The organism is Nitrospiria bacterium (assembly GCA_035498035.1).
Taxonomy (GTDB): Bacteria; Nitrospirota; Nitrospiria; order JACQBZ01; family JACQBZ01; genus JACQBZ01.
This window is the reverse complement of the sequence record DATKAN010000010.1, coordinates 109,064-128,847: the sequence shown is the minus strand read 5'-3', so window position 1 is coordinate 128,847 and position 19,784 is coordinate 109,064. Positions and strand designations below refer to the sequence as shown.

Sequence of the window (19,784 nt, the reverse complement as noted above, 5' to 3'; positions counted from 1 at the left end):
GCAATCCCTGTTTCAATCATCAACAAGCTGAAGCCGATTACGATTAAACTGATAAATTTTTTCATTTCATTCCTCCTTTGCGGATTAAAAAGCAAATCGAACTGTTTTTGGATCTTTTACGTCCCAGGTGGCTTCGTTGCCAAGGGAGAGATTAGGATACGGCGCCCCAAAGTACCCTCAGGATAGAAGAGCCATCCAGAGACGAGAAAGAACAGAACCGTCAGGCTTAAATACAGTACATCCATCGCCCCTCCTATGGTAAAGATAATTTTCAGGTATACCATTTGCCGATAAAAAAAGTAAAGTTAAATGGTCGTTAAAAATGGGCTGAATGCCGTTAAGATTTCATTAAGACGGTATTCTGTTCGGGAACGGAAGCCCTATTAAAGGGAGATTCTTTCCTACAAAGTTGTTGTCTTCCTACAAAAACGAATAGAAATCGCCACGAATTATTTTTGCGTTCTGGAAAGGCGAAATTCTAAAAATCGTTAACGGAATAAGCTGTTACGAGATCCATCCTCGATGATCGTTTGCACTGGCATGATAGTTGCTCAAGGTATGAATCACGGGTGGATGGAATTGCTATCGGGAGAGAAAAGGAAGGAGGTCACGATCATGAACGCCGCTTTGCAGGATCGTAGGATACGGGGGAGGGTTTATCTTCCCTTGGAAGATAAGGCCTTGAATTTGACAAGTCAGGACCTATTGAATATCTCCAAGGTGGTCAATCGAGTCCAAGGACGGGTTCGTATCCGTCAAGGTTCATGGCAGGTGTTGTTGGATGTCCCGATGATCCATTTTCAAAAGCTGACCCAAGGGCTTTTGGAGGTGGGTTACCGGCATTCCGGCCATTTTGAAAGGGTGAACGAGACATCGACGTTTCTTCTGGGAGGGTTGCCGAATGAAACCCCATTTTAGAACCGTGGGTGAAATCATTATCACAAATACATTGTTTGCCATGGAAGAAAGCCCGGCCTACGCCGTGGCGATGAAGCTCCTATCGAAGAGCTTTCAGGGCCTCCCGGTCCTGGATCCTTCGGGAAAAGTCGTGGGAAAGGTGACCGAAATCAATTTGCTGAAGGCCCTCAAGTCCGGGAAAAATCTTCACGAGACAAGGGTCCGGGAGATTATGGCGGAAGCCCCGCCGGTCGTGAATACGGAGACACCGCTTGAACAAGCGGTAGAGATCATGGAGGCCAACCAGCTGGTCCGATTACCGGTCCTGAATGGCGGCCGCTTTATCGGGAGCGTTTCGCGCCACGATCTCCTGAGGGCCTGGCTCGGGGTGTGGCTGGATTCTGAAAGAGGAAATTATGCGGAAGTCATCGGGTGAGGGCTAGGCGGTGTCGTTTGGGTGCAAGGTCTGATCCAGGCGCATTTCCTGAAGGTCCAAATCGAGCTCGATAAAACGAAGTACCGCATCGCTGATACGACCGGCGTTGTGAAGCTCCATGATCTTCGATCGTTCCGTGGCCAAGGCCTTCAGCTGCAGCTCGACTTCTCTCTTTGAAAGATGGCCGAATTCACCGTCGCTTTCCTCGTCCCGATGGCGGTTGAGATTGTGAATCTGCTTTTGGTAGTAACCGCGCAAGTGACGCGCCGTATCGATCGAACAATCTCCTTTCGTCGGCCAGGTATCGATTTCGGCGAGGGCCGCATGGGCCGCCTCGATGCGCGCCGAGGTTTCCTGGTAATGGGCCCCCCGCCTTTCCCGTGCGCCGTCCCGGTCGACGCCAAGCCACCGGATCAGGGACGGAAGCGTGATCCCCTGAAAGACCAGCGTGCTCACAATCACGCAAAACGTAATAAAGATAATCAAGTGACGGTCCGGAAAAGGGGTCCCGATCTGCGTAAGGGCCGGGATTCCAAAAGCCGCCGCCAGGGAGACGGATCCCCTCATTCCGGTCCACGACACGATGAAGATTTGCCGCCAGGGCGGCAGCGGGTCGCGCTTTCGAATCCGCGCGCTGAGGAATCGCGGCAAAAAAGCGGAGGGAAACACCCAGAGGATCCGGGCCGCGATGACTGCGACGCTGATCAAAACTCCGTCGTAAAGCAGGGCGGAGGCCGGAAGGCCGGCGGTATTCTCGATTACGGATTTCAACTGCAAACCGGTAACCAGAAAAAGAACGTTGTTCAGGATGAATACGAGCATCTGCCAGATTGGAATGGCCGCCAGCCGGATCCCGGGGGTGGACAGGAGGGAGAAGTTCCGTCCGATATAGAGGCCCGCAACCGCCGTCGCCAGGACCCCGGACCCGCCCAGACGCTCCGCCGGAAGATAAGCCAGGTAAGGGGTCAGCAGCGACACTGTAATTCCGAGGGCGGGATCCCCCAATTTCTGTCGAAATTTTGAAACGGCCCAACCCAAAAACAGACCGTAGCCCACCTCGCCGAACACCACAGCCAGGAAAGTCCCCAAGGCCTTATTGAATGAAAAGGATGCGATAACGGCCGCGGCCGTGGCGAAGCGGAAGGCCGTCAAGGCCGTGGCGTCGTTCATCAAGCCCTCCCCCTCCAACACGCTCACGATCCGATGGGGCAGGGAGAGTCGGCGGGCGATGGTCGCGGCGGCCACATCGTCGGTCGGGGCCACGATGGCCCCCAATACGAAGGCCGCGGCCCAGCCAAGGCCGGGAATGAAACGATGCGCCACCACGGCGACCACCCCCATCGTGAAGAGCACCAGCCCGAAAGACAATAGAAAAATCGGACGAAGGTTTTTTCTGAACGCCTGCCAGGAGCTGGAAAATCCCCCGGCATAGACCAAGGGCGGCAAGAAGACAAGAAGGATCAGGTCGGGGTTTAATTCGATCTGCGGGAACCAAGGAATAAAACCCAAAAGAACTCCGGCAGGAACGAGGATCAGCGGTACGGGAACCGACAATCGATTGGACAGGATCGTCAATCCGACCATGGCGGCGATCAACACAAGGACGATCTCGATCAGATTGGTGACTTCCATTTAAGAATTCCCCAAGTAGATGCATTCCTGGAAGAACGAGCCGATTTAGTTCATGTTATCCTATGAGAGAAGGGTCTTTTAATCAAGCGAAACATAAAACCGCTCCCGGGGCCGCAAGGCAGCTTTCATCATGGGTTTGACGCGGCCCTACCAACTGGTGTTAAATAGGCCGATTTGCCGCATTCCGTTCCACCCATCCCGGGGTTCTATGTATCGTTGGGGACGTTGTTTGATGAGAGGTCTTTTCAAAAGGCAGTTGGTCCGCGGTTCCAATTACCGGCGGTTCACCGGATTCGGCGGTCCGATTTGCGGCGCGATTCTTCTGGCCACAACCCTCCTTTCCCCCCTCAACGGATACGGTCAAGGCTTGCTGGGCGATCCCTCCTCGACATTGGGCGGATGGGGAAAGTTCAAATTGGAGGCGGGTGCGGGCTTTATCGACAACCCGAATATTAAAATTGACAACAAACACTACTCGGTCACGGACCCCAATGGTATAAGTCATAGTTTGGTTGCTACCGAAACCAGTGAATCGATCAAGACGGAACAACGTTTTCTTGCCGCTACTATGGGAATGGGAAGGGCCCTGGATCTTTTTATCAAGGTGGGAAAATTCAAGACCCAAGACCCTTTCGATGGAGAATTCAAGCCGTCGGGTGGACTGGGGTTTCGGTTCAGCCCTCCTCAGACTGGTTTTTTGAATTTTGGGTTTCAGATGCAGGCCTTTTACGGCACGAGCGAAAACAACGGTTATGATACGTCGGTCGATATTTTGACCCAAACCGATCCGAAGGGTGTGCACTATCAAATCACCGGCGATGGAACCGCGAAGGATCAATTGAGGTTGATCAGTTACGATATGGTGTTGGGCGTCGGGGTTCAAAATATCCAGTATGTCCGACCCTATGCCGGACTTCTCGTGTCGTTTCAAAACAGGACTGAAAAGGGGTCTTTTTCCGGACAGGGTGATTTTATTACTTGTCATCCGACCTGCAATGCTTCACCAGGGACTAAGCCTATTACGTTATCGTGGAATACGGATGTGGCCACGGATTCATTAATAGGCGGAGTATTCGGGCTTACCATCACCCCTGTCGATTGGGCCGGGATGATCCTCGAGGGGAATTGGGCCGGAGGAAGTCTGGGACACCAGAGCGGGTTGATGGCGTCGGCCTTCGTCAAATTTTGATCGTCTTCCTGAAGCCGCCTGTCCGATCGTTCCAAAGAAAAAGGGTCACGCTGCCGTGACCCTTTACCTGCCCGAAAATAAGGATAAAATATGTTGGTTGCGGGGAGAGGATTTGAACCTCTGACCTTCGGGTTATGAGCCCGACGAGCTACCGGACTGCTCCACCCCGCAAAGGCATCATAACAACTTGGGGGAGGGCTGTCAAGGCTTGATTTCGAGACCCCGTCATGGTAGAAAATGATCATGGCGGTTCTTCCCATCCATGAATTTCCGGACCCGGTTTTGAAGGCGAAGGCCCAGCCGGTGACCGAGTTTGATCAGGAACTGCAGAAGCTGATCGACGACATGTTCGAGACAATGTATGCCGCGCCGGGTTTGGGTCTGGCCGCGCCGCAGATCGGACGGTCGCTTCGGCTGTTCGTGTACGACCTGAAGGAAGGGGAGGATCATCCGCGCCACAGCGGCGTTCTGATCAATCCGGAATTTATTTCCAGGTCGGGAACTCAGACGGGGGAGGAAGGCTGTCTGAGCGTCTCGGATTATCGGACCCAGGTGACACGGGCCAACCGGGTCGTCGTCAAAGGGGTCGATCGGAACGGGAAGGAGGTCACCGTGGAGGGCGAAGGGCTCATGGCCCGCCTGCTTCAGCACGAGATGGATCATCTCGACGGGACCTTGTTCGTGGACCGGTTGAGCAGTCTTAAACGGCAAATGTACCTCAAACGCCTGAAGAAGCGCATGAAGGCGGAAGCGAGATAAATCCGTCACAATCGGATAAGCGATCGGCCGGCTTCGGCCTTCCGGGCGCGGGGTGAGGGGGCCATTGTCCAATGCGACTGATCTTCATGGGAACGCCGGAATTTGCGCTGCCCAGCCTGAACGCGTTGCATCAGTCGGGCCATGCCATATTGGCCGTCGTGTGCCAGCCCGATCGGCCCAAGGGACGCGGGGGCCGTCTCACGCCTCCCCCCGTCAAAGGGATGGCCGAACGGTTCGAGCTGCCGGTCCTCCAACCGGCCAAAATGAAAGATCCCGCCTTCCTTGAAGGCCTCCGCGACTTGGACCCGGAGGTCATCGTGGTGGTGGCCTTTGGTCGAATCCTTCCCCCGGCCATCCTCGATCTGCCCCCGCGCGGGTGCATCAATCTCCATGCCTCGCTTCTGCCCAAATATAGGGGCGCCGCCCCGATTCAGTGGGCCATCATCAACGGGGAACAGGAAACCGGCGTGACGACGATGCGGCTGGATCCGGGCATGGATACGGGCGACATCCTCCTTCAGGAACGGATGCCGATATTGCCGGAGGATACGGCCGGAAGCCTGTCGGCTCGGATGGCCGAACGGGGAGCGGACCTGATGATCCGGACCTTGAAAGGCCTCGAATCGGGGGACATCGTTCCCGTGCCGCAGGATCATGCCCAGGCCACCCTCGCGCCGATCCTGGAGAAGGAAGCGGGCGAAATCGACTGGACCCGGCCGGCGGTCCATATCCTGAACCGAATCCGTGGGCTCTCCCCCTGGCCCGGGGCCTACACCTTTTATCAGGAGGAGCGGTGGAGCCTCTGGAAGGCGGATCTGGGGGATCCGACGGCGGGCGGTCCTCCGGGGACGATTCTGAAAACCGGCCGAGAGGGAATTTCGGTGGCGACGGGTCAAGGTCTCCTCGAGATCCTGGAACTTCAACCGGCCAACCGACGTCGAATGAGCGTCCGGGATTTTTTAGCCGGACACCCGGTCGAAACGGGCGTAGTGCTGGGGGGGTGATCTTGCATATCGGTTTCAATCTGATGTAGAATGAAAATACATTCTTCGAGTGTAAAGGGAGGTTTGTTAAGGACATGAATAAGCTGAAGACGACTTTTTTTCTGGCGTTGCTCGCCGGGTTGTTCGTCGTTGTGGGCTCCCTGATCGGGGGCCGGTCCGGCGCGACGGTTGCGTTCGTGATCGCCTTGGTCATGAATTTCGGCGCCTACTGGTTTTCGGACAAAATCGTGCTGAGGATGTACGGGGCCAAGCAGGTTTCGGAGGCCGAGGCCCCGGCCCTGTACCGGATCGTCCGGAATTTGGCCACGCGCGCGCAGCTGCCGATGCCGAAGGTCTATCTCATCGAGAGCGATACCCCCAATGCCTTCGCCACGGGGCGCGACCCGCAGCATGCGGCGGTCGCCGCCACAACGGGCATCCTTCGAATCCTCTCGGAAGAAGAGCTCACGGGCGTGATGGCCCATGAATTGTCCCACGTGACCCATCGGGACATCCTGATCAGCACGGTGGCGGCCACGATCGCGGGGGCGATCTCCTATCTGGCCCAGATGCTTCAGTGGGCCCTGATCTTCGGCGGGGGAGACCGCGAGGAGCGGCATCCGCTCAGCTTTGTGGCCGAGATCGCCGTCATGATCCTGGCCCCGATCGCGGCGACCTTGATCCATTTGGCCGTTTCGCGGTCGCGTGAATACGACGCCGACCTGGGCGGGGCGCAGCTCTGCGGCCAGCCCCTGTGGCTGGCGGAGGCCTTGCGCAAACTGCATACGGGTGTTCAACGGTTTCCGATGCAGGCCAATCCCTCGACGGCCCATTTGTTCATCGTAAGCCCGTTGACGGGCAAGGGTGTCTTGTCCCTGTTTTCAACCCATCCGCCCATCGAGGACCGAATCGCGCGCCTGGAGGCGATGGCCGGCATCCGCCGGGCGGCCTAAAGGATCATCATCAAACCCGATGCGCGGCGAGTAGCCTGGGATATCCTCTGTCAGGTGGAGTCGGCGAAGTCGTCCGATCCTGTCATGGAACGGGCGCTCGGCGCGAGCGACCTGAGCCCCCTTGACCGGGCCTTCATCACCGAGCTGGTTTACGGCGTCCTGCGACGTCGCGGCTATCTGGACTGGGCGATCGGCCGCTTCGCCGCACGGGCCCGCCAACGACAATCCGTCAAATTGAAAAATCTGCTGCGGTTGGGGAGCTACCAGCTCCTGTTTTTGGACCGCGTTCCCGCCTCGGCGGCCGTGGACGAGTCCGTGCGTTTGGCCAAAACCTTCGGCGGAAAATCGGTCGCCGGGTTCGTCAATGCCGTCCTGCGGGCCCTGACGCGGGCCGAAACGATTCCCCTGCCGGATCCGTCCGACGATCCGGTCCTTCATATATCGGTAAAATATTCCCATCCCGAATGGTTGGTGAAGCGCTGGCTCGGAAGACTGGGGCCGGAACGGACCGTTGCGCTTTGCGTCGCGAACAATGAAATTCCTCCGGTCACCGTGCGCGTCAATTCGCTTCGTGCCGCGCGCGAGGCCCTGGCAGCCGAATTGAAAGGCGAGGGGATAGAGGCGACGCCCTGCCGGGTATCATCCGCCGGCCTGATGCTCCGCGGGGTGGCGGATCTGAGACAGTTGGCGGCCTATCGCCGGGGCGCTTTCTACATCCAGGACGAAGCCGCGCAGCTCGTGGGTTTTACCGTCGATCCGAAACCCGGGGAACGCCTCCTCGACGCATGCGCCGCGCCGGGGGGGAAGAGCACGCACCTGGCCGAGCTGATGGGCGATCGGGGCGAGATCACGGCGGCCGATGCCGATCCGAAACGGCTGGAACGGGTCGCTCAAAACGCCGCGCGGCTGGGTCTCGGTTCCGTCCGTCCGGTCGCGGTCGATGCGACCCGAAGCCTCGAGGCGCTGGGCCGGGTCCTGTACGACCGGATTCTGATCGACGCCCCCTGCAGCGGACTGGGAATACTGCGCCGGAATCCGGAGGCCAAGTGGTATAAAACCGAGGCCCTGATCGGGAGGCTGGCCGCCCTCCAGTCGAAAATCCTTGACCGGGTTTCCCCGCGCTTGAAACCCGGCGGCGTGTTGGTGTACAGTACCTGCACGACCGAGCCCGAGGAAAACGAGGAGGTGATCGGCGCCTTTCTGGCCGGGCACCGAGAATTTCGCGTCGATTCTCTGCGGACGTTCTGGTCGGAAGCGCCGGAGTTGGTGACGCCGGAAGGCTACCTCGATACCGTATTGAATTCCTGTCAAATGGACAACTTTTTTGCCGCGAAGCTGATCAAACAGTCGAAAGGAGCCTAAGATGACGACGACGGCCGGGTCCAAAAAGATCGCCCCCTCGATTCTCTCGGCGGACTTTGCCCATTTGGCGGAGGAGATCGCCAAGGTCACGGAGGCCGGGGCCGATATGATCCATGTGGACGTGATGGACGGACATTTTGTTCCGAACTTCACGATCGGGCCTCCGATCGTGAAGGCCATCCGCAAGGTGACCCGTCTGCCTCTGGACGTTCATCTGATGATGACGAATCCGGACGATTTCATCCATGACTTCATCAAGGCCGGGAGCAACTATATCACGGTTCATGTCGAGACCTGTCCTCATCTTCATCGGACGATCCAATCGATCAAGGAGGAGGGCGTGAAGGCCGGCGTGACCTTGAACCCCGCCACCCCGCTCTCGAGCGTGGAGGAAATCCTGGGCGAAGTGGATCTCCTCTTGATCATGTCGGTCAATCCGGGATTCGGCGGCCAGGGCTTCATTCCGTCCGCCTTGGAAAAACTGCGGCGGGCCCGAACGATGATCGATCAACGCGGGGCGAAGGTCGAGCTGGAGATCGACGGGGGCATCAAGGTCGAAAACGTTGGGGCCATCGCCCAGGCCGGAGCGGACATCCTGGTTTCGGGTTCGGCCATCTTCGAGAGCAAGGATTACAAGGACACGATTCAGAAGATGCGACGTGCGGTCGGTTCTTAGCCGGCGTTTGGGTCTGGTATCCGGGTTTCTTTGATGGGGCCGAGACGATCTGCAATCTTATTCAAAATTTCCTATCTATTGGCCGTAGTCCTCGCTTCCGGTCTTCCGGCCGGTTGCCTGGGCGGGGGAACTCAGAAGAACAGCCCAGGCAGTGGCAGCGCCTGGACCACGAAGACTCCGATGCCTACGTGGCGAACGGGACTGGGTGTCGGGGTCTTGAACGGCATCCTTTATGCGGTTGGGGGAGACGACATCGTCTGCAACGGTTCTACCTGCGTCGGAGATTTTCTCCCGACCGTCGAGGCCTACGATCCAGCGACGAACAAATGGACCGCGAAGCCCCCGATGCCAACCGCACGGTCGGGGCTGGCCGTCGGGGTCGTCAATGTCAATGGCCATGACATCCTCTATGCGATCGGAGGGAGCGATGGAGTGAGCACTCTTGCTACTGTCGAAGCCTACGATCCTGTGGCCAATAGTTGGACACCCAGGGCTTCGATGTCCACGGGGCGATATGGCCTGGGGGTCGGTGTGGTGAATGGCCGGATCTATGCTGTTGGGGGTGTCATCGCACCCAGCCCGCCGGCACCGGTCGAGGAATACAATCCCGGGACCGACACCTGGGTATCGAAGACCATGATGCCGACCGAGCGGATTTTGCTCGGGGTCGGCGTGGCGAACGATATCCTATATGCCGTTGGAGGAAGCACCGACGGTTCAAATAATCTTTCGACGGTCGAGGCCTTCGATCCAGGGACGGACACGTGGACCCCCGAGACCTCGATGCCCACCGCACGAGGCGGACTGGCCGTTGGGGAAAACGACGGGATTATTTACGCCGTTGGAGGCCAATTGCCGGATATCCAGCCCGGCGACACGGTGCCGAAAAGGCTCGAGGCCTATAATCCGGCGACGAATACCTGGACCGCCCTGGACCCGATGCCCACCGGAAGGACCTTGCTGGCGGCCGGCGTGGTGAACGGGATCCTTTATGCCGTTGGAGGAGACGATCAAGGAACGGTCGAGACCTTTACACCGTCGATTCCATAAGCGTTATGGCCGACGTAACGATTTACCATAATCCGCGCTGCGGAACGTCCCGTAAGACATTGGATCTGATCCGGAAGAAGGGGATCGAGCCGAAGGTCGTCGAGTACCTCAAGACGCCCCCGACCGAGAAAGAACTCGACGCGATCTTGAAGCTTCTCGGGATGGATCCGCGGGAGCTGCTTCGGACGAAGGAGGAGGTCTACAAGAGACTGAAACTGGAAAACCCGAAACTCTCCCGCGCCGCCCTGATCGCGGCGATGGTCCGGCATCCGATCCTGATCCAGCGGCCGATCGTGCTCTCCAAAGGTCGCGCCGCTCTGGGTCGGCCCCCTGAAAATGTTGAACAAATCCTGTAATTCTTCCGTCAGACCCACAGTCGCGGTTTCGCCTCAGATCATTTATAATCAATAAGTATAGATTAACTTCGTGAAGAGGATAAAAATGTCCTGAATGGCAACTGGATTCCAAGGGGTTTCCCGCTTGCATAATGTTCGGCCATGGGGCGAATCCTGAACGTTCGTGATATCAACGGGGTTATCAGGGGAAATCTGTTCCGGGAGCTCATCGGCCTCTGGCGTATGAAGTTATGTCTTCTTTTCTTCTGCGCCCTGTGGGGCTGGGGACCGGATCGGTTTTCCTTGGCCGAACCGTATGTGGATGGAGGCGGGCCTTTTCCCAACCGAAACTACAATCCCGTCCAGCTCTTATTTCTCTCCCTTCCATCTGAAAAAGCCACAACGCTGCCCCGCGATTCGTTTGAGGTAAGCCTCGAGGTGGCCGAGAGCAACACCATACTGAGTGAATCGACCCCGCAGGTCGATGCCACGCTGAAATTTGAAACGTTCCGTTCGGCCCTGCACCTCAAGTATGGTTTCACGGATCGGGCGGAGATCGGCCTGGAAATTCCGTTTTATTACAGAAACGGGGGATTTCTGGATCCCTTTATAATGAGCGTGGAACACGACTTCGGCACGCTTAACCCGGATCGCATCAAATTTCACGACGGTTCATTCGGAGGCTATGCCATCATACAGGACGGAACGGTTATCGTATCGGGCCAGGATCATCAAGCGGGGGTGGGGGATGTGTCCTTGAGCGGCAAATATCTCGTCCTCCAGGAGGGGCCCGCAACCCCGGCCGCGGCGCTGCGAGTCGCCGTTAAATTTTCGACGGGGGATTTAGAAAAGGCTTTCGGTTCGGGAAAGTCGGATTTCGGCCTGGGACTTGTGCTCCAGAAAAGCTTGGGCCGTCGGTGGCTCTTTTATTTAAATCAAAGCGTGGTCCTCCCGGGCGGCGATTTTGGTCCGACCGATCTGACGCTGAGGGCGATTTATTCCGCCGCGCTGGCCGCCGAGTTTATGTGGACACCTTCCTTTTCCCTTGTCGGGCAATTGGATTATTATAACTCTCCCTTTCACGGAACGGGGGCCCGCGTGCTGGATAATGGAGTGTTTGAATCCGTTTGGGGAATTAATTATCGCTTCAAGTCCCGCATCCTCTTCCAACTGTTCGGAATCGAAAACTTCGCGAATCCGGAAGGCGCCGCGGCGGACTTTACCCTGGGCACGAATATTGGGTATCGGTTTTAGACCCATCGATGCCCGGCTGAAATCGTTGATCCGCCCGGTCTCGCCTTGACAAAATTCCCCTCGGAAGGTATCGTAAGGGCCGAACTTTTATCATCGGCGGAATTTCATGTCGCAGGACATCGCACAGCTTCTATCCGGTCTGCATCCGCTCGAGCGCAAAGTGCTCGCGATGCTCAAGGTCCGTGCGGCATTATGGGACCATGAATTGATCCGGGAAACCGCCCTGGACGAGTCCCGCCTTTCGATGGCCCTGGGGTGGCTCATCACCAAAGGGGTGATCAAGGTCGAAGATGAAAGGGTGACGCGGTTCTCATCCATTACAGAGCTTGGCCGCAAATATGCGGACCATGAATTGCCGGAACAACGAATTCTCGACAGGCTGAAAGCGGGCCAGCAGGTTACGGTAAAGGACCTGTCCCGGCTTGAGGATCTGGAGTCCTCCGAAGTCAGCACGGTCTTGGGAAATCTGCGAAGCAAAGATCATGAAACGGTTCGGATGGGACCGGGCGGGATCCTGGAGCCGACGGGCGCATCGTTGCCGTCGATGATTGAATCGGTGCTTCCGGGCCTATTAAGGCGCTTGCGGTCCGCCGCAGGGGCGCTCGATGAATCGGAATTGTCGGCCGAGGAAAAGCATCTACTTGATGATTGTCTTGAAAAGCAGTGGAAGACCCGGGGGGTCATAAAGCGAACCGAGAAAAAATCCAAGCGCCTGGCTCTGACTGAATTGGGACGCGGCCTCGTCGAACGATGGACCCCCGAAGCGGCCGGGGCCGATGAAATCGCCCAACTCACGCCGGAGTTGCTCAAGGACGGAGCGTGGCGGGGGAAGTCCTTCCGAAAATATAATATCGGCCTCAAGCCCGCCCGGACGGCCGCCGGGCGAAAGCATCCCTATCGGGAGTTTCTCGACAGCGTCAAGACCCGGCTGGTCTCGATGGGCTTTCAGGAAATGCGCGGGCCGCTGGTCGAATCGGAGTTCTGGAACAGCGACGCGCTGTTCATGCCCCAATTTCACCCGGCGCGGGATATTCACGACGTCTATTTCGTCGATCGTCCCAAAAGGGTCGGGTCCCTCCCCGAACCCTATGCGGCCCAGGTCGCCAAAACGCACGAGTCGGGCTGGAAAACCGGCTCGCGCGGATGGCGCTACGCTTTCGATCCCGAAAGAGCCAAGCGCCTCGTCCTCCGGAGTCAGGGGACGGCCGTCTCGGCCCGGACCCTGGCGGCCTCTCCCCGAATCCCCGGAAAATATTTCTCGATCGCCCGCTGCTTCCGCTACGATCTGGTCGATGCGACCCATGCGCCCGATTTCTTCCAGGTCGAGGGGATCGCCCTGGGCGAGAAGATCACATTCCGGACGTTGTTGGGTCTGTTAAAACTGTTTGCGACCGAAATGGCGCATGCGACGGAAATCAAATACCTGCCGGCCTATTTTCCCTACACCGAGCCGTCGGTCGAGATGCATGTCAAGCATCCCCGCCTGGGCTGGATGGAGCTGGGCGGAGCGGGCCTGTTCCGTCCGGAGGTCACGTCGCCGCTCGGAGTCAAAGTCCCCGTGATTGCCTGGGGGCTGGGTCTGGACCGGATGGCGATGGTCGCGCTGGGCATCGGGGACATCCGCGATCTTTTCTCGAGCGATCTGGACCTGATCCGGACCAGGCGGGCGAGGCCCTAACCCATGCCGACAATTCAGGTCAAGATGAAGGATCTTGAAAGTCTGCTCGGCCGCTCCCTGACGCTTGCAGAACTGGCCGACCGGCTGCCCTTGGTCAAAGGCGAGATCAAGGAGCACGATGAATCGACCGGAAAGCTGAAGCTCGAGCTGAACGATACGAACCGGCCGGATCTGTGGTGTGTGGAGGGCGTGGCCCGGCAGATCAAGACGCATCTGCGGAGGAGAGGCGTTCCGTATCCCTTCTACGGCGGCAAGAGGAAACCCGCGGCCGTCATTGAGGTCTCGCCTCCCTTGAAAAGCGTCCGACCGTACATCGGAGCCTGCATCGCGCGCGGCCTGTCCATCGACGGGGAAGCGCTGGTCCAGCTGATCCAGACCCAGGAAAAGCTGAGCGAGAGTTTCGGACGGAAACGTCACCTGGTTTCGATCGGTCTTTATCGACTGGCCCGGATCGCTTTTCCCGTCACGTACAAAACGGTTCAGCCCGACGGAGCCCGGTTCGTCCCGCTCGGGTCCGAATCGTCGATGACCCCGGCCGAGATCTTGAAGGAGCATCCCAAGGGAAAAACCTACGCCGGGATCTTATCCGGGGCGGCCGCCTATCCGTTGTTGGCCGACCGGGAAGACAAGGTTCTCTCATTCCCGCCGATCATCAACAGCCGCGAGGTCGGCGAAGTGCGGGTCGGGGACCGCGATCTGTTTGTCGAAGTCACCGGGACCGATCTTCGCATGGTGATCCTGACCGTGAATATCTTGGCGGCGAATCTCGCCGACCGGGGCGCCGGGATCGACCCGGTCGAGGTCCGTTATCCTTATGCCACGGATTACGGACGAAAGATTACGATGCCGGCCGTGTTGGCGAGGCCGATGGAAATGACGCTGGACCATCTGAGCGCGGCTTTGGGGGAAGCGATCGAGGCCCCGACGGCCGTTTCGACCCTGAAGGCCTACGGATACACCGTTCGGACCCGCGGTCGCCGCCTGACCGTGTCGGTGCCGGCTTACCGGGATGATTTGCTTCATCCGGTGGATGTGGTGGAGGATTTTGCGATCAGCCGGGGCTATGAAAGCTTTGAATCCGAGATGCCGACCGAATTTACGCTCGGAGGGCTTTCGTCCATCGAACAGGTCTCGGATCGGGTCAGGGAATCCATGATCGGAATGGGTTTCCAGGAAGTGATCTCAAATATCCTGACGAATCGGGAAGAATCGGTCGACCGGATGTCCCTCTCCGATATGCAAGCGGATCTGGTCCTGGTTGAAAACGTGATGTCGCAGACCTACTCGGCCTTACGGAGCAGCCTTGTCCCTTCTCTGTTGCGGGTGGAGGCCGCCAGCTCGAAGAGCTTCTATCCCCACCGGATCTTCGAGGCGGGCGAAACGGCCCTCACGGACGGGAACGCGCCCGAGGGAACACGAACCCTGCTGAAACTGGCCGCGCTGATCGCCCATCCGGCGGCCAACTTTTCGGAGCTTCATTCCTGTCTGGACCTGTTGATGTACTATATGGGCGGGATCTATCAATTGGAGCCCGCCTCCCATCCCTCCTTCATCGAGGGACGGGTCGGAAAGATCGTGGCCGGGGGCCGTGACCTTGGGTTGATCGGCGAACTTCATCCGCAGGTCCTCGCGAACTGGCAAATCGCGATGCCCTGCGCGGTTTTTGAGCTGGCATTGGACTTTCCGCCCGAAGGATCGCTGATACAGGCCCCTCAATCGTAGAGGGAAACCCGGCCGCCTAAGCCGCGGCCAGCTTGGACTTCGCCGTTTCCGCGATCTTCGCAAAACCCTGCGGATCCGTGATGGCCAGATCGGCCAGGACTTTTCGATCGAGCCCGATGCCGGCCTTTTTCAATCCGGCCATGAATTTCGAGTAAGACAGCCCGTGATTGGACACGGCGGCGTTGATCCGCACGATCCAAAGACGGCGAAAATCCCGTTTCCGTTGCCGCCGGTCGCGATAGGCATATTGCCGGCCTTTGTCCACCAGCTCCGTCGCCGTCCGGAAAAGACGGTGTTTCCCGCCGTAAAACCCTTTGGCCAGTTTCAGCCGGCCTTTTCGGCGTGCTCTTGTTTTTGGACCTCCTTTTGCGCGTGGCATACCTTCACTCCTTTTCTATTTGAAGGGGCTCAGGTCGCCCCCTCCGATTCATTTCCCGAGATTTGTGGATTCCCTATTTACGAATTACCATTCTCCATTTTCCAAAATTACCCGCCGGTAGTCGTAAATTGAAAATGGAAAATAAGGGAAAATCCCCCCGGGCGGGGACTTTTCAGCCTTCCCTTCTCACTCGCTTTGTTCGCTGGGGTGATTCATTTTAGGAATACGGCAACAGGCGTTTGACCGTCTGTTGATCGGCCTTCGAAACCAGCCCGGAGGCCCTGAGGTGCCGCTTCCGGGACCGGGTTTTGTGAGTCAACAGATGGCTCTTACCGGTTTGCTTGTGTTTGATCTTGCCGGTTCCGGTTCGCTTGAACCGTTTGGCCACCCCTTTGTGCGATTTTAGCTTTGGCATTTTTGTTTCAAGTCCTTTCCGTTAATTTTAGGGGCTTGCGTCGCCCCCTCTCTTTAAGCTTCCAAAGATTCTGAATTTCCTATCGCTCGCCGACCTCACTAGATGGATTCTCACGAATGGCGCCAGCCAGAGGACCGCCCCTTTAGGCGGTTTGGGGTTTGGGCGACAGGATCAAGATCATGTTGCGCCCTTCCAGTCGGGGTTGTTGTTCAATGATTCCGATATCGTTCACGGACTCGATGACCTTGGCCAGGGTCATCTTGCCGGCGTCGAGGTACACCATTTCCCGGCCCCGGAACATCATCGTCACTTTGACTTTATCACTGGCCTGCAAAAATTCGCGAATATGACGAATCTTGAAATCCAGATCGTGTTTGTCCGTGTGGGGCCTCAATTTGATCTCTTTCACATGCGTCGTCTTCTGATGCTGTTTCATCGCATGGAGTTTCTTGTTCTGTTCGTATTTGAATTTTCCGTAATCCATAATACGACAGACGGGCGGCTGAGACGTCGGCGCCACCTCCACCAGATCGAAGCCCTGTTCGGCGGCCTTGGCGATGGCCTCCCGCGTCGGCAGGACGCCGAGCTGTTCTCCCTCGACCCCGATGACCCGGACTTCCCGAACCCGGATTTCGTTATTGACACGCTGTTTGACCGCGATAGTGGACGCCTCCTTTCTTTACGGTGGTCCGACTTCGATTCCGAAATCGGGTTTAAGTTAGGATGATACTCGTTGACCGACTTCACCGTTCAGCCGATCAACAAAAGCGGTGATGTCCATCTCGCCGAGATTGTCTCCGCTGCGTTTGCGCACAGACAGTTTCCGGCTCTGGGCTTCACGCGCGCCGAGGATGACCATGTAGGGGACCTTGGCCATTTCCGCTTCGCGGATTTTTAATCCGATCTTTTCGTTTCGCGGATCCGTTTCCACCCGAAAACCGGCTTCGGTCAACAGGCGGGCGACGTCGACGGCGTAAGCGTGCTGCGGGTCCGTAATCGGCATGATTTTGACCTGAACCGGGGCGAGCCAGAGCGGAAAGGCGCCGGCATAGTGCTCGATCAGCACACCGAAGAACCGCTCGATCGAACCCATGAGCGCGCGATGGATCATGATGGGCTGATGCTCCTTGCCGTCTTCCCCGATATAGGACAGCTTGAACCGCTGCGGCAGATTGAAGTCGACCTGAACGGTGGTGCATTGCCAGGCCCGTCCGAGCACGTCCTTGATTTTCAGGTCGATCTTGGGACCGTAAAAAACACCCTCGCCGGGATCGATTCGGTAAGCCATGCCCTTGGTCTTGAGCGCCGACTCCAGGGCCGAGGTGGCCCGCTCCCAGTTTTCTGGGGAGCCCACCGCTTTTTCGGGTCGGGTGGAGACATAGATATCGTATTCGGTGAATCCGAACGTCTTCAAGGTAAAGACCGTAAGGTCCAAAACCTTGAGGATCTCCTCCTCGATCTGGTCCGGTCGGCAGAAAAGATGGGCGTCGTCCTGTGTAAAGCCCCGGACTCTCATCAAGCCGTGAAGGACGCCGGAGCGTTCGTAGCGATAAACGGTGCCCAGTTCCGCGAAGCGGATCGGAAGGTCCCGGTAACTCCGGAGGTGGGATTTATAGATCATGATGTGAAAAGGGCAGTTCATCGGTTTGAGTTCATACTCGATCCCTTCAATGGACATCGGGGCGTACATATTCTCTCGGTAGAAGTCCAGATGACCGCTTTGCCTCCAAAGATCCAGGCGCGCGATGTGCGGAGAGTAAACAAAGTCATAACCATGACGCTGGTGCTGTTCCCTCCAGAAATCCTCGATCAGTTTGCGGATCAGCGCCCCTTTGGGGTGCCAGATCACAAGCCCCGGGCCGATTTCATCCATGACATTGTAAAGATCCAGATCCCTTCCCAGCCGGCGGTGATCGCGCCGCTTGATCTCCTCAAGCCGTTTCAGATGTTGATCCAGGGCCTCCTGACTCGGAAAGGAGGTTCCGTAAATTCTTTGCAGCATCGGGTTTCGTTCATCCCCCCGCCAATACGCCCCGGCGGTGGTGAGCAGTTTGAAGGCCGAGACGTGTTGGGTGGAGAGGACATGGGGCCCACGGCACAAATCGGCGAACGGGCCTTGTTCGTAAATCGTGATGGGTTCGGTTTCCGGCAGCTCCCGGATCAGTTCCACCTTATACGATTCGCCCTTCTCCTCAAAGAAACGGATCGCATCCTGTTTCGAAAGCACCTTCCGCTCGAAAGCGTAGTGGGAGGCCGCGATCTCCTTCATCCGACGCTCGATCTTGTCAAGGTCCTCGGGTGTAAAGGGCCGTCCGAGGTCGAAATCATAATAAAACCCGTCTTCAATCGGGGGGCCGATGGCCAGTTTGGCATTCGGGAAGAGTTCTTTTACGGCCTGAGCCATGATATGGGCGCTGCTGTGGCGGTAGATTTCCTGCCCTTCGGGAGAGGAGAAAAACACCGGCTCGATGATAAAAGGATCCGTTCCCGGAGAGGCGTCGGACAGACGCTGGCCGAGACCCATCACGGTTCCGTTGACCTTGAGGGCCACGGGCGCTTCCTTCCAGGACGCTTTGGCTTGAGCCAGCACATCCGACAAAAGCGTGTCATGGCTGAAACGGCGCTCCGTCCGGTCGGGAAATCGCACCCTGACTTCTTGTAATGGTGAACGCGTCATTTTCATTTCATCTTCAAAGAGGCATCGGGACACGGGGCCTTATGGCCATTAGAAACGGCAAAGGCACCCCTCCGAACCCGGTGGTGTACGTGTCAGAGTCTACGCAGGATCATGACTCATCGCAGAACAACGTCACACAACCCGTTCGTCACGATGCCTTTTCATCCGTCGCTATAGAACCCGATGTATTAGAAATATGGTAGGCACGGGCGGTCTTGAACCGCCGACCTCTACCGTGTCAAGGTAGCGCTCTACCCCTGAGCTACGCGCCTATCGTGGGTTGAATCCTAATATAAACCGCTTGATTTGTCAAGTGAATAGGCTTGGCCACGGCCCGACACAACAAGAAGAGAATGCCTGGCCGATCGGGTAACGGGGGCGAAACAGGCCCGTGTAAACTTCGACCGGTCAAGTGCGGTGTGCAACCTATTTTACGGCGGCCTTGAGTTCTTTGCCGGCAGAGAATTTCGGGACACGACAGGCTGGGATCTTAATGACGTCGCCGGTCTTGGGGTTTCGTCCGACGCGAGGCTTCCTTTTTGTGACTGAAAAAGTTCCAAAACCGACCAGACTGACCTTCTGACCTCTCCGGAGGGCGGTCGTAATTCCTTCGATGGCGGCGTTCAGGGCATCCACGGCAGCCACCTTGCTGATACCGGCCGTCCCTGAAATTTTTTCAATCAGTTGCTGCTTGGTCATGGAAAAAGTCCTCCCCACATTCCGGGCTTGGGAATGGATCGCCGGCGTTTGGATAATCCGCCGAAAAATTAACGTTGTCTCTCAGTACAAGCGATCACACGATGAGTGGCGGGTGGCCTAAAACCGCAAGATCGGGTAATCCGTATAAAGAGCGTGTGTAAAATATCAACTCGTTCGGCCATTGTCAAGCGGATTTTTGAGAGGTATTCTGGCGGTTTTTGGAAACCCGAATCTTGAGATCCTTAATCTTTTTTCGAAGCGTGTTCCGGTTCATTCCGAGCAGATGAGCCGCTTGAATCTGATTGCCGTTCGTCTCTCTCAGCGTGACGGTGATCAGCGGCCGTTCGATTTCCCGCAGCAACATGGGGTGAAGATTACGGCCTCCGGAGGCTTTCATTTGCCTGACGAAATCTTTGAGCCGGTGTTCCATGAATTCTTCCAGGGCCAGATTCGGGGTCGTCTTCGGCTGGACCGGCTTGGTCTGGGACGTCGAGCCGGGGGATGGTTTTCCGATCAGCTGCGTCGTGATGTCGTTGATGCGATCCGCGGTCAGTTTAAGCATTCCGGAGGAGCCGATGATCACGTATCGGTCCTCGGGGTGTTTGCCGTTGCGGATCAGGCGCCTGAGATCCCTCATCCAATCTTTTTTTGTTTCCAGGATGATGAGGGGGAAGACCTGGTGTTCCAA

At 57.2% G+C, this 19,784-nt stretch carries 19 protein-coding genes, 2 tRNA genes and 1 pseudogene; 13 read left to right on the top strand and 9 right to left on the bottom strand.

Annotation, left to right across the window (positions count from 1 at the left end; genetic code table 11):
* The first annotated feature begins 615 nt into the window (after positions 1-615).
* Together VMN77_01800 and VMN77_01795 are read left to right on the top strand one after the other, a co-directional pair.
* Positions 616-918 carry a hypothetical protein gene (locus tag VMN77_01800; protein HTN42513.1) on the top strand — a complete coding sequence of 101 codons (303 nt, stop codon included), beginning with the start codon at positions 616-618 and terminating at the stop codon, positions 916-918.
* A complete protein-coding gene (locus VMN77_01795) occupies positions 902-1,333 on the top strand; it encodes a CBS domain-containing protein (protein HTN42512.1) in 432 nt (143 codons plus the stop codon). The genes VMN77_01800 and VMN77_01795 overlap by 17 nt, the downstream gene beginning before the upstream one ends.
* Positions 1,334-1,336: 3 nt before the next feature.
* Here the strand turns inward: VMN77_01795 and VMN77_01790 are convergent, their stop codons facing one another.
* The gene (locus VMN77_01790; protein ID HTN42511.1) at positions 1,337-2,965 is read right to left on the bottom strand and encodes a Na+/H+ antiporter; all 1,629 of its coding nucleotides are present in this window, start codon (positions 2,963-2,965) and stop codon (positions 1,337-1,339) included.
* A gap of 232 nt (positions 2,966-3,197) precedes the next feature.
* On the opposite strand from VMN77_01790, the gene VMN77_01785 reads away from it, so the two are divergent.
* On the top strand, positions 3,198-4,154 hold the full coding sequence (locus tag VMN77_01785; protein ID HTN42510.1) for a hypothetical protein: 957 nt from the start codon (positions 3,198-3,200) through the stop codon (positions 4,152-4,154).
* 94 nt (positions 4,155-4,248) lie between these two features.
* On the opposite strand, the gene VMN77_01780 is transcribed toward VMN77_01785, so the two are convergent.
* Positions 4,249-4,325: transfer RNA gene (locus VMN77_01780), tRNA-Met, on the bottom strand.
* 72 nt (positions 4,326-4,397) lie between these two features.
* Between VMN77_01780 and def the strand changes: the two genes are divergently transcribed.
* From def to pheT, 10 genes are all read left to right on the top strand, one after another.
* Positions 4,398-4,913: a peptide deformylase gene (def, locus tag VMN77_01775; GenBank protein HTN42509.1), complete on the top strand. Its 516-nt coding sequence runs from the start codon at positions 4,398-4,400 to the stop codon at positions 4,911-4,913.
* A gap of 71 nt (positions 4,914-4,984) precedes the next feature.
* Positions 4,985-5,917 (top strand): methionyl-tRNA formyltransferase, encoded by a 933-nt coding sequence (fmt, locus tag VMN77_01770; protein HTN42508.1) that lies wholly within the window; start codon positions 4,985-4,987, stop codon positions 5,915-5,917.
* Between the two features lie 74 nt (positions 5,918-5,991).
* Positions 5,992-6,849, top strand: a complete 858-nt coding sequence (htpX, locus tag VMN77_01765; protein HTN42507.1) for a zinc metalloprotease HtpX — start codon at positions 5,992-5,994, stop codon at positions 6,847-6,849.
* Positions 6,850-6,852: 3 nt separating this feature from the next.
* The gene (rsmB, locus tag VMN77_01760) at positions 6,853-8,211 is read left to right on the top strand and encodes a 16S rRNA (cytosine(967)-C(5))-methyltransferase RsmB (protein HTN42506.1); all 1,359 of its coding nucleotides are present in this window, start codon (positions 6,853-6,855) and stop codon (positions 8,209-8,211) included.
* A 1-nt stretch (position 8,212) separates the two neighbouring features.
* Positions 8,213-8,887 carry a ribulose-phosphate 3-epimerase gene (rpe, locus tag VMN77_01755; protein ID HTN42505.1) on the top strand — a complete coding sequence of 225 codons (675 nt, stop codon included), beginning with the start codon at positions 8,213-8,215 and terminating at the stop codon, positions 8,885-8,887.
* A 180-nt stretch (positions 8,888-9,067) separates the two neighbouring features.
* Positions 9,068-9,937, top strand: coding sequence for a kelch repeat-containing protein (locus VMN77_01750; GenBank protein ID HTN42504.1), 870 nt, complete (start codon positions 9,068-9,070; stop codon positions 9,935-9,937).
* 5 nt (positions 9,938-9,942) lie between these two features.
* Positions 9,943-10,293, top strand: coding sequence for an arsenate reductase (glutaredoxin) (gene arsC, locus VMN77_01745; GenBank protein ID HTN42503.1), 351 nt, complete (start codon positions 9,943-9,945; stop codon positions 10,291-10,293).
* Between the two features lie 141 nt (positions 10,294-10,434).
* The gene (locus VMN77_01740) at positions 10,435-11,526 is read left to right on the top strand and encodes a DUF3187 family protein (GenBank protein ID HTN42502.1); all 1,092 of its coding nucleotides are present in this window, start codon (positions 10,435-10,437) and stop codon (positions 11,524-11,526) included.
* A gap of 106 nt (positions 11,527-11,632) precedes the next feature.
* Entirely contained in the window at positions 11,633-13,204 is a 1,572-nt protein-coding gene (locus VMN77_01735) for a phenylalanine--tRNA ligase subunit alpha (GenBank protein ID HTN42501.1), read from the top strand.
* A 3-nt stretch (positions 13,205-13,207) separates the two neighbouring features.
* Positions 13,208-14,926 (top strand): phenylalanine--tRNA ligase subunit beta, encoded by a 1,719-nt coding sequence (pheT, locus tag VMN77_01730; GenBank protein ID HTN42500.1) that lies wholly within the window; start codon positions 13,208-13,210, stop codon positions 14,924-14,926.
* A gap of 16 nt (positions 14,927-14,942) precedes the next feature.
* On the opposite strand, the gene rplT is transcribed toward pheT, so the two are convergent.
* The 7 genes and pseudogenes from rplT to VMN77_01695 form a co-directional block, all read right to left on the bottom strand.
* On the bottom strand, positions 14,943-15,305 hold the full coding sequence (gene rplT / locus VMN77_01725; protein ID HTN42499.1) for a 50S ribosomal protein L20: 363 nt from the start codon (positions 15,303-15,305) through the stop codon (positions 14,943-14,945).
* Positions 15,306-15,522: 217 nt separating this feature from the next.
* Positions 15,523-15,720, bottom strand: coding sequence for a 50S ribosomal protein L35 (gene rpmI / locus VMN77_01720; GenBank protein HTN42498.1), 198 nt, complete (start codon positions 15,718-15,720; stop codon positions 15,523-15,525).
* A 142-nt stretch (positions 15,721-15,862) separates the two neighbouring features.
* Positions 15,863-16,381, bottom strand: coding sequence for a translation initiation factor IF-3 (infC, locus tag VMN77_01715; GenBank protein ID HTN42497.1), 519 nt, complete (start codon positions 16,379-16,381; stop codon positions 15,863-15,865).
* Positions 16,382-16,438: 57 nt separating this feature from the next.
* Positions 16,439-18,244 (bottom strand): threonine--tRNA ligase, encoded by a 1,806-nt coding sequence (gene thrS, locus VMN77_01710; protein HTN42496.1) that lies wholly within the window; start codon positions 18,242-18,244, stop codon positions 16,439-16,441.
* A 350-nt stretch (positions 18,245-18,594) separates the two neighbouring features.
* Positions 18,595-18,669, bottom strand: a tRNA-Val gene (locus tag VMN77_01705).
* Between the two features lie 154 nt (positions 18,670-18,823).
* Positions 18,824-19,096: an HU family DNA-binding protein gene (locus tag VMN77_01700; GenBank protein ID HTN42495.1), complete on the bottom strand. Its 273-nt coding sequence runs from the start codon at positions 19,094-19,096 to the stop codon at positions 18,824-18,826.
* A 184-nt stretch (positions 19,097-19,280) separates the two neighbouring features.
* Positions 19,281-19,472, bottom strand: a pseudogene (locus VMN77_01695) (helix-turn-helix domain-containing protein).
* Positions 19,473-19,784: the final 312 nt, after the last annotated feature.

Bases quoted from the DNA above. Each gene is read 5' to 3' on its own strand.
- VMN77_01795 (HTN42512.1), top strand. From the start codon at position 902: ATGAAACCCCATTTTAGAACCGTGGGTGAAATCATTATCACAAATACA.
- VMN77_01750 (HTN42504.1), top strand. From the start codon at position 9,068: ATGCCTACGTGGCGAACGGGACTGGGTGTCGGGGTCTTGAACGGCATC.
- arsC (HTN42503.1), top strand. From the start codon at position 9,943: ATGGCCGACGTAACGATTTACCATAATCCGCGCTGCGGAACGTCCCGT.
- def (HTN42509.1), top strand. From the start codon at position 4,398: ATGGCGGTTCTTCCCATCCATGAATTTCCGGACCCGGTTTTGAAGGCG.
- fmt (HTN42508.1), top strand. From the start codon at position 4,985: ATGCGACTGATCTTCATGGGAACGCCGGAATTTGCGCTGCCCAGCCTG.
- VMN77_01790 (HTN42511.1), bottom strand. From the start codon at position 2,965: ATGGAAGTCACCAATCTGATCGAGATCGTCCTTGTGTTGATCGCCGCC.
- rpe (HTN42505.1), top strand. From the start codon at position 8,213: ATGACGACGACGGCCGGGTCCAAAAAGATCGCCCCCTCGATTCTCTCG.
- rpmI (HTN42498.1), bottom strand. From the start codon at position 15,720: ATGCCAAAGCTAAAATCGCACAAAGGGGTGGCCAAACGGTTCAAGCGA.
- VMN77_01735 (HTN42501.1), top strand. From the start codon at position 11,633: ATGTCGCAGGACATCGCACAGCTTCTATCCGGTCTGCATCCGCTCGAG.
- VMN77_01740 (HTN42502.1), top strand. From the start codon at position 10,435: ATGGGGCGAATCCTGAACGTTCGTGATATCAACGGGGTTATCAGGGGA.
- htpX (HTN42507.1), top strand. From the start codon at position 5,992: ATGAATAAGCTGAAGACGACTTTTTTTCTGGCGTTGCTCGCCGGGTTG.
- rplT (HTN42499.1), bottom strand. From the start codon at position 15,305: ATGCCACGCGCAAAAGGAGGTCCAAAAACAAGAGCACGCCGAAAAGGC.
- VMN77_01800 (HTN42513.1), top strand. From the start codon at position 616: ATGAACGCCGCTTTGCAGGATCGTAGGATACGGGGGAGGGTTTATCTT.
- VMN77_01785 (HTN42510.1), top strand. From the start codon at position 3,198: ATGAGAGGTCTTTTCAAAAGGCAGTTGGTCCGCGGTTCCAATTACCGG.
- pheT (HTN42500.1), top strand. From the start codon at position 13,208: ATGCCGACAATTCAGGTCAAGATGAAGGATCTTGAAAGTCTGCTCGGC.
- thrS (HTN42496.1), bottom strand. From the start codon at position 18,244: ATGGGTCTCGGCCAGCGTCTGTCCGACGCCTCTCCGGGAACGGATCCT.
- VMN77_01700 (HTN42495.1), bottom strand. From the start codon at position 19,096: ATGACCAAGCAGCAACTGATTGAAAAAATTTCAGGGACGGCCGGTATC.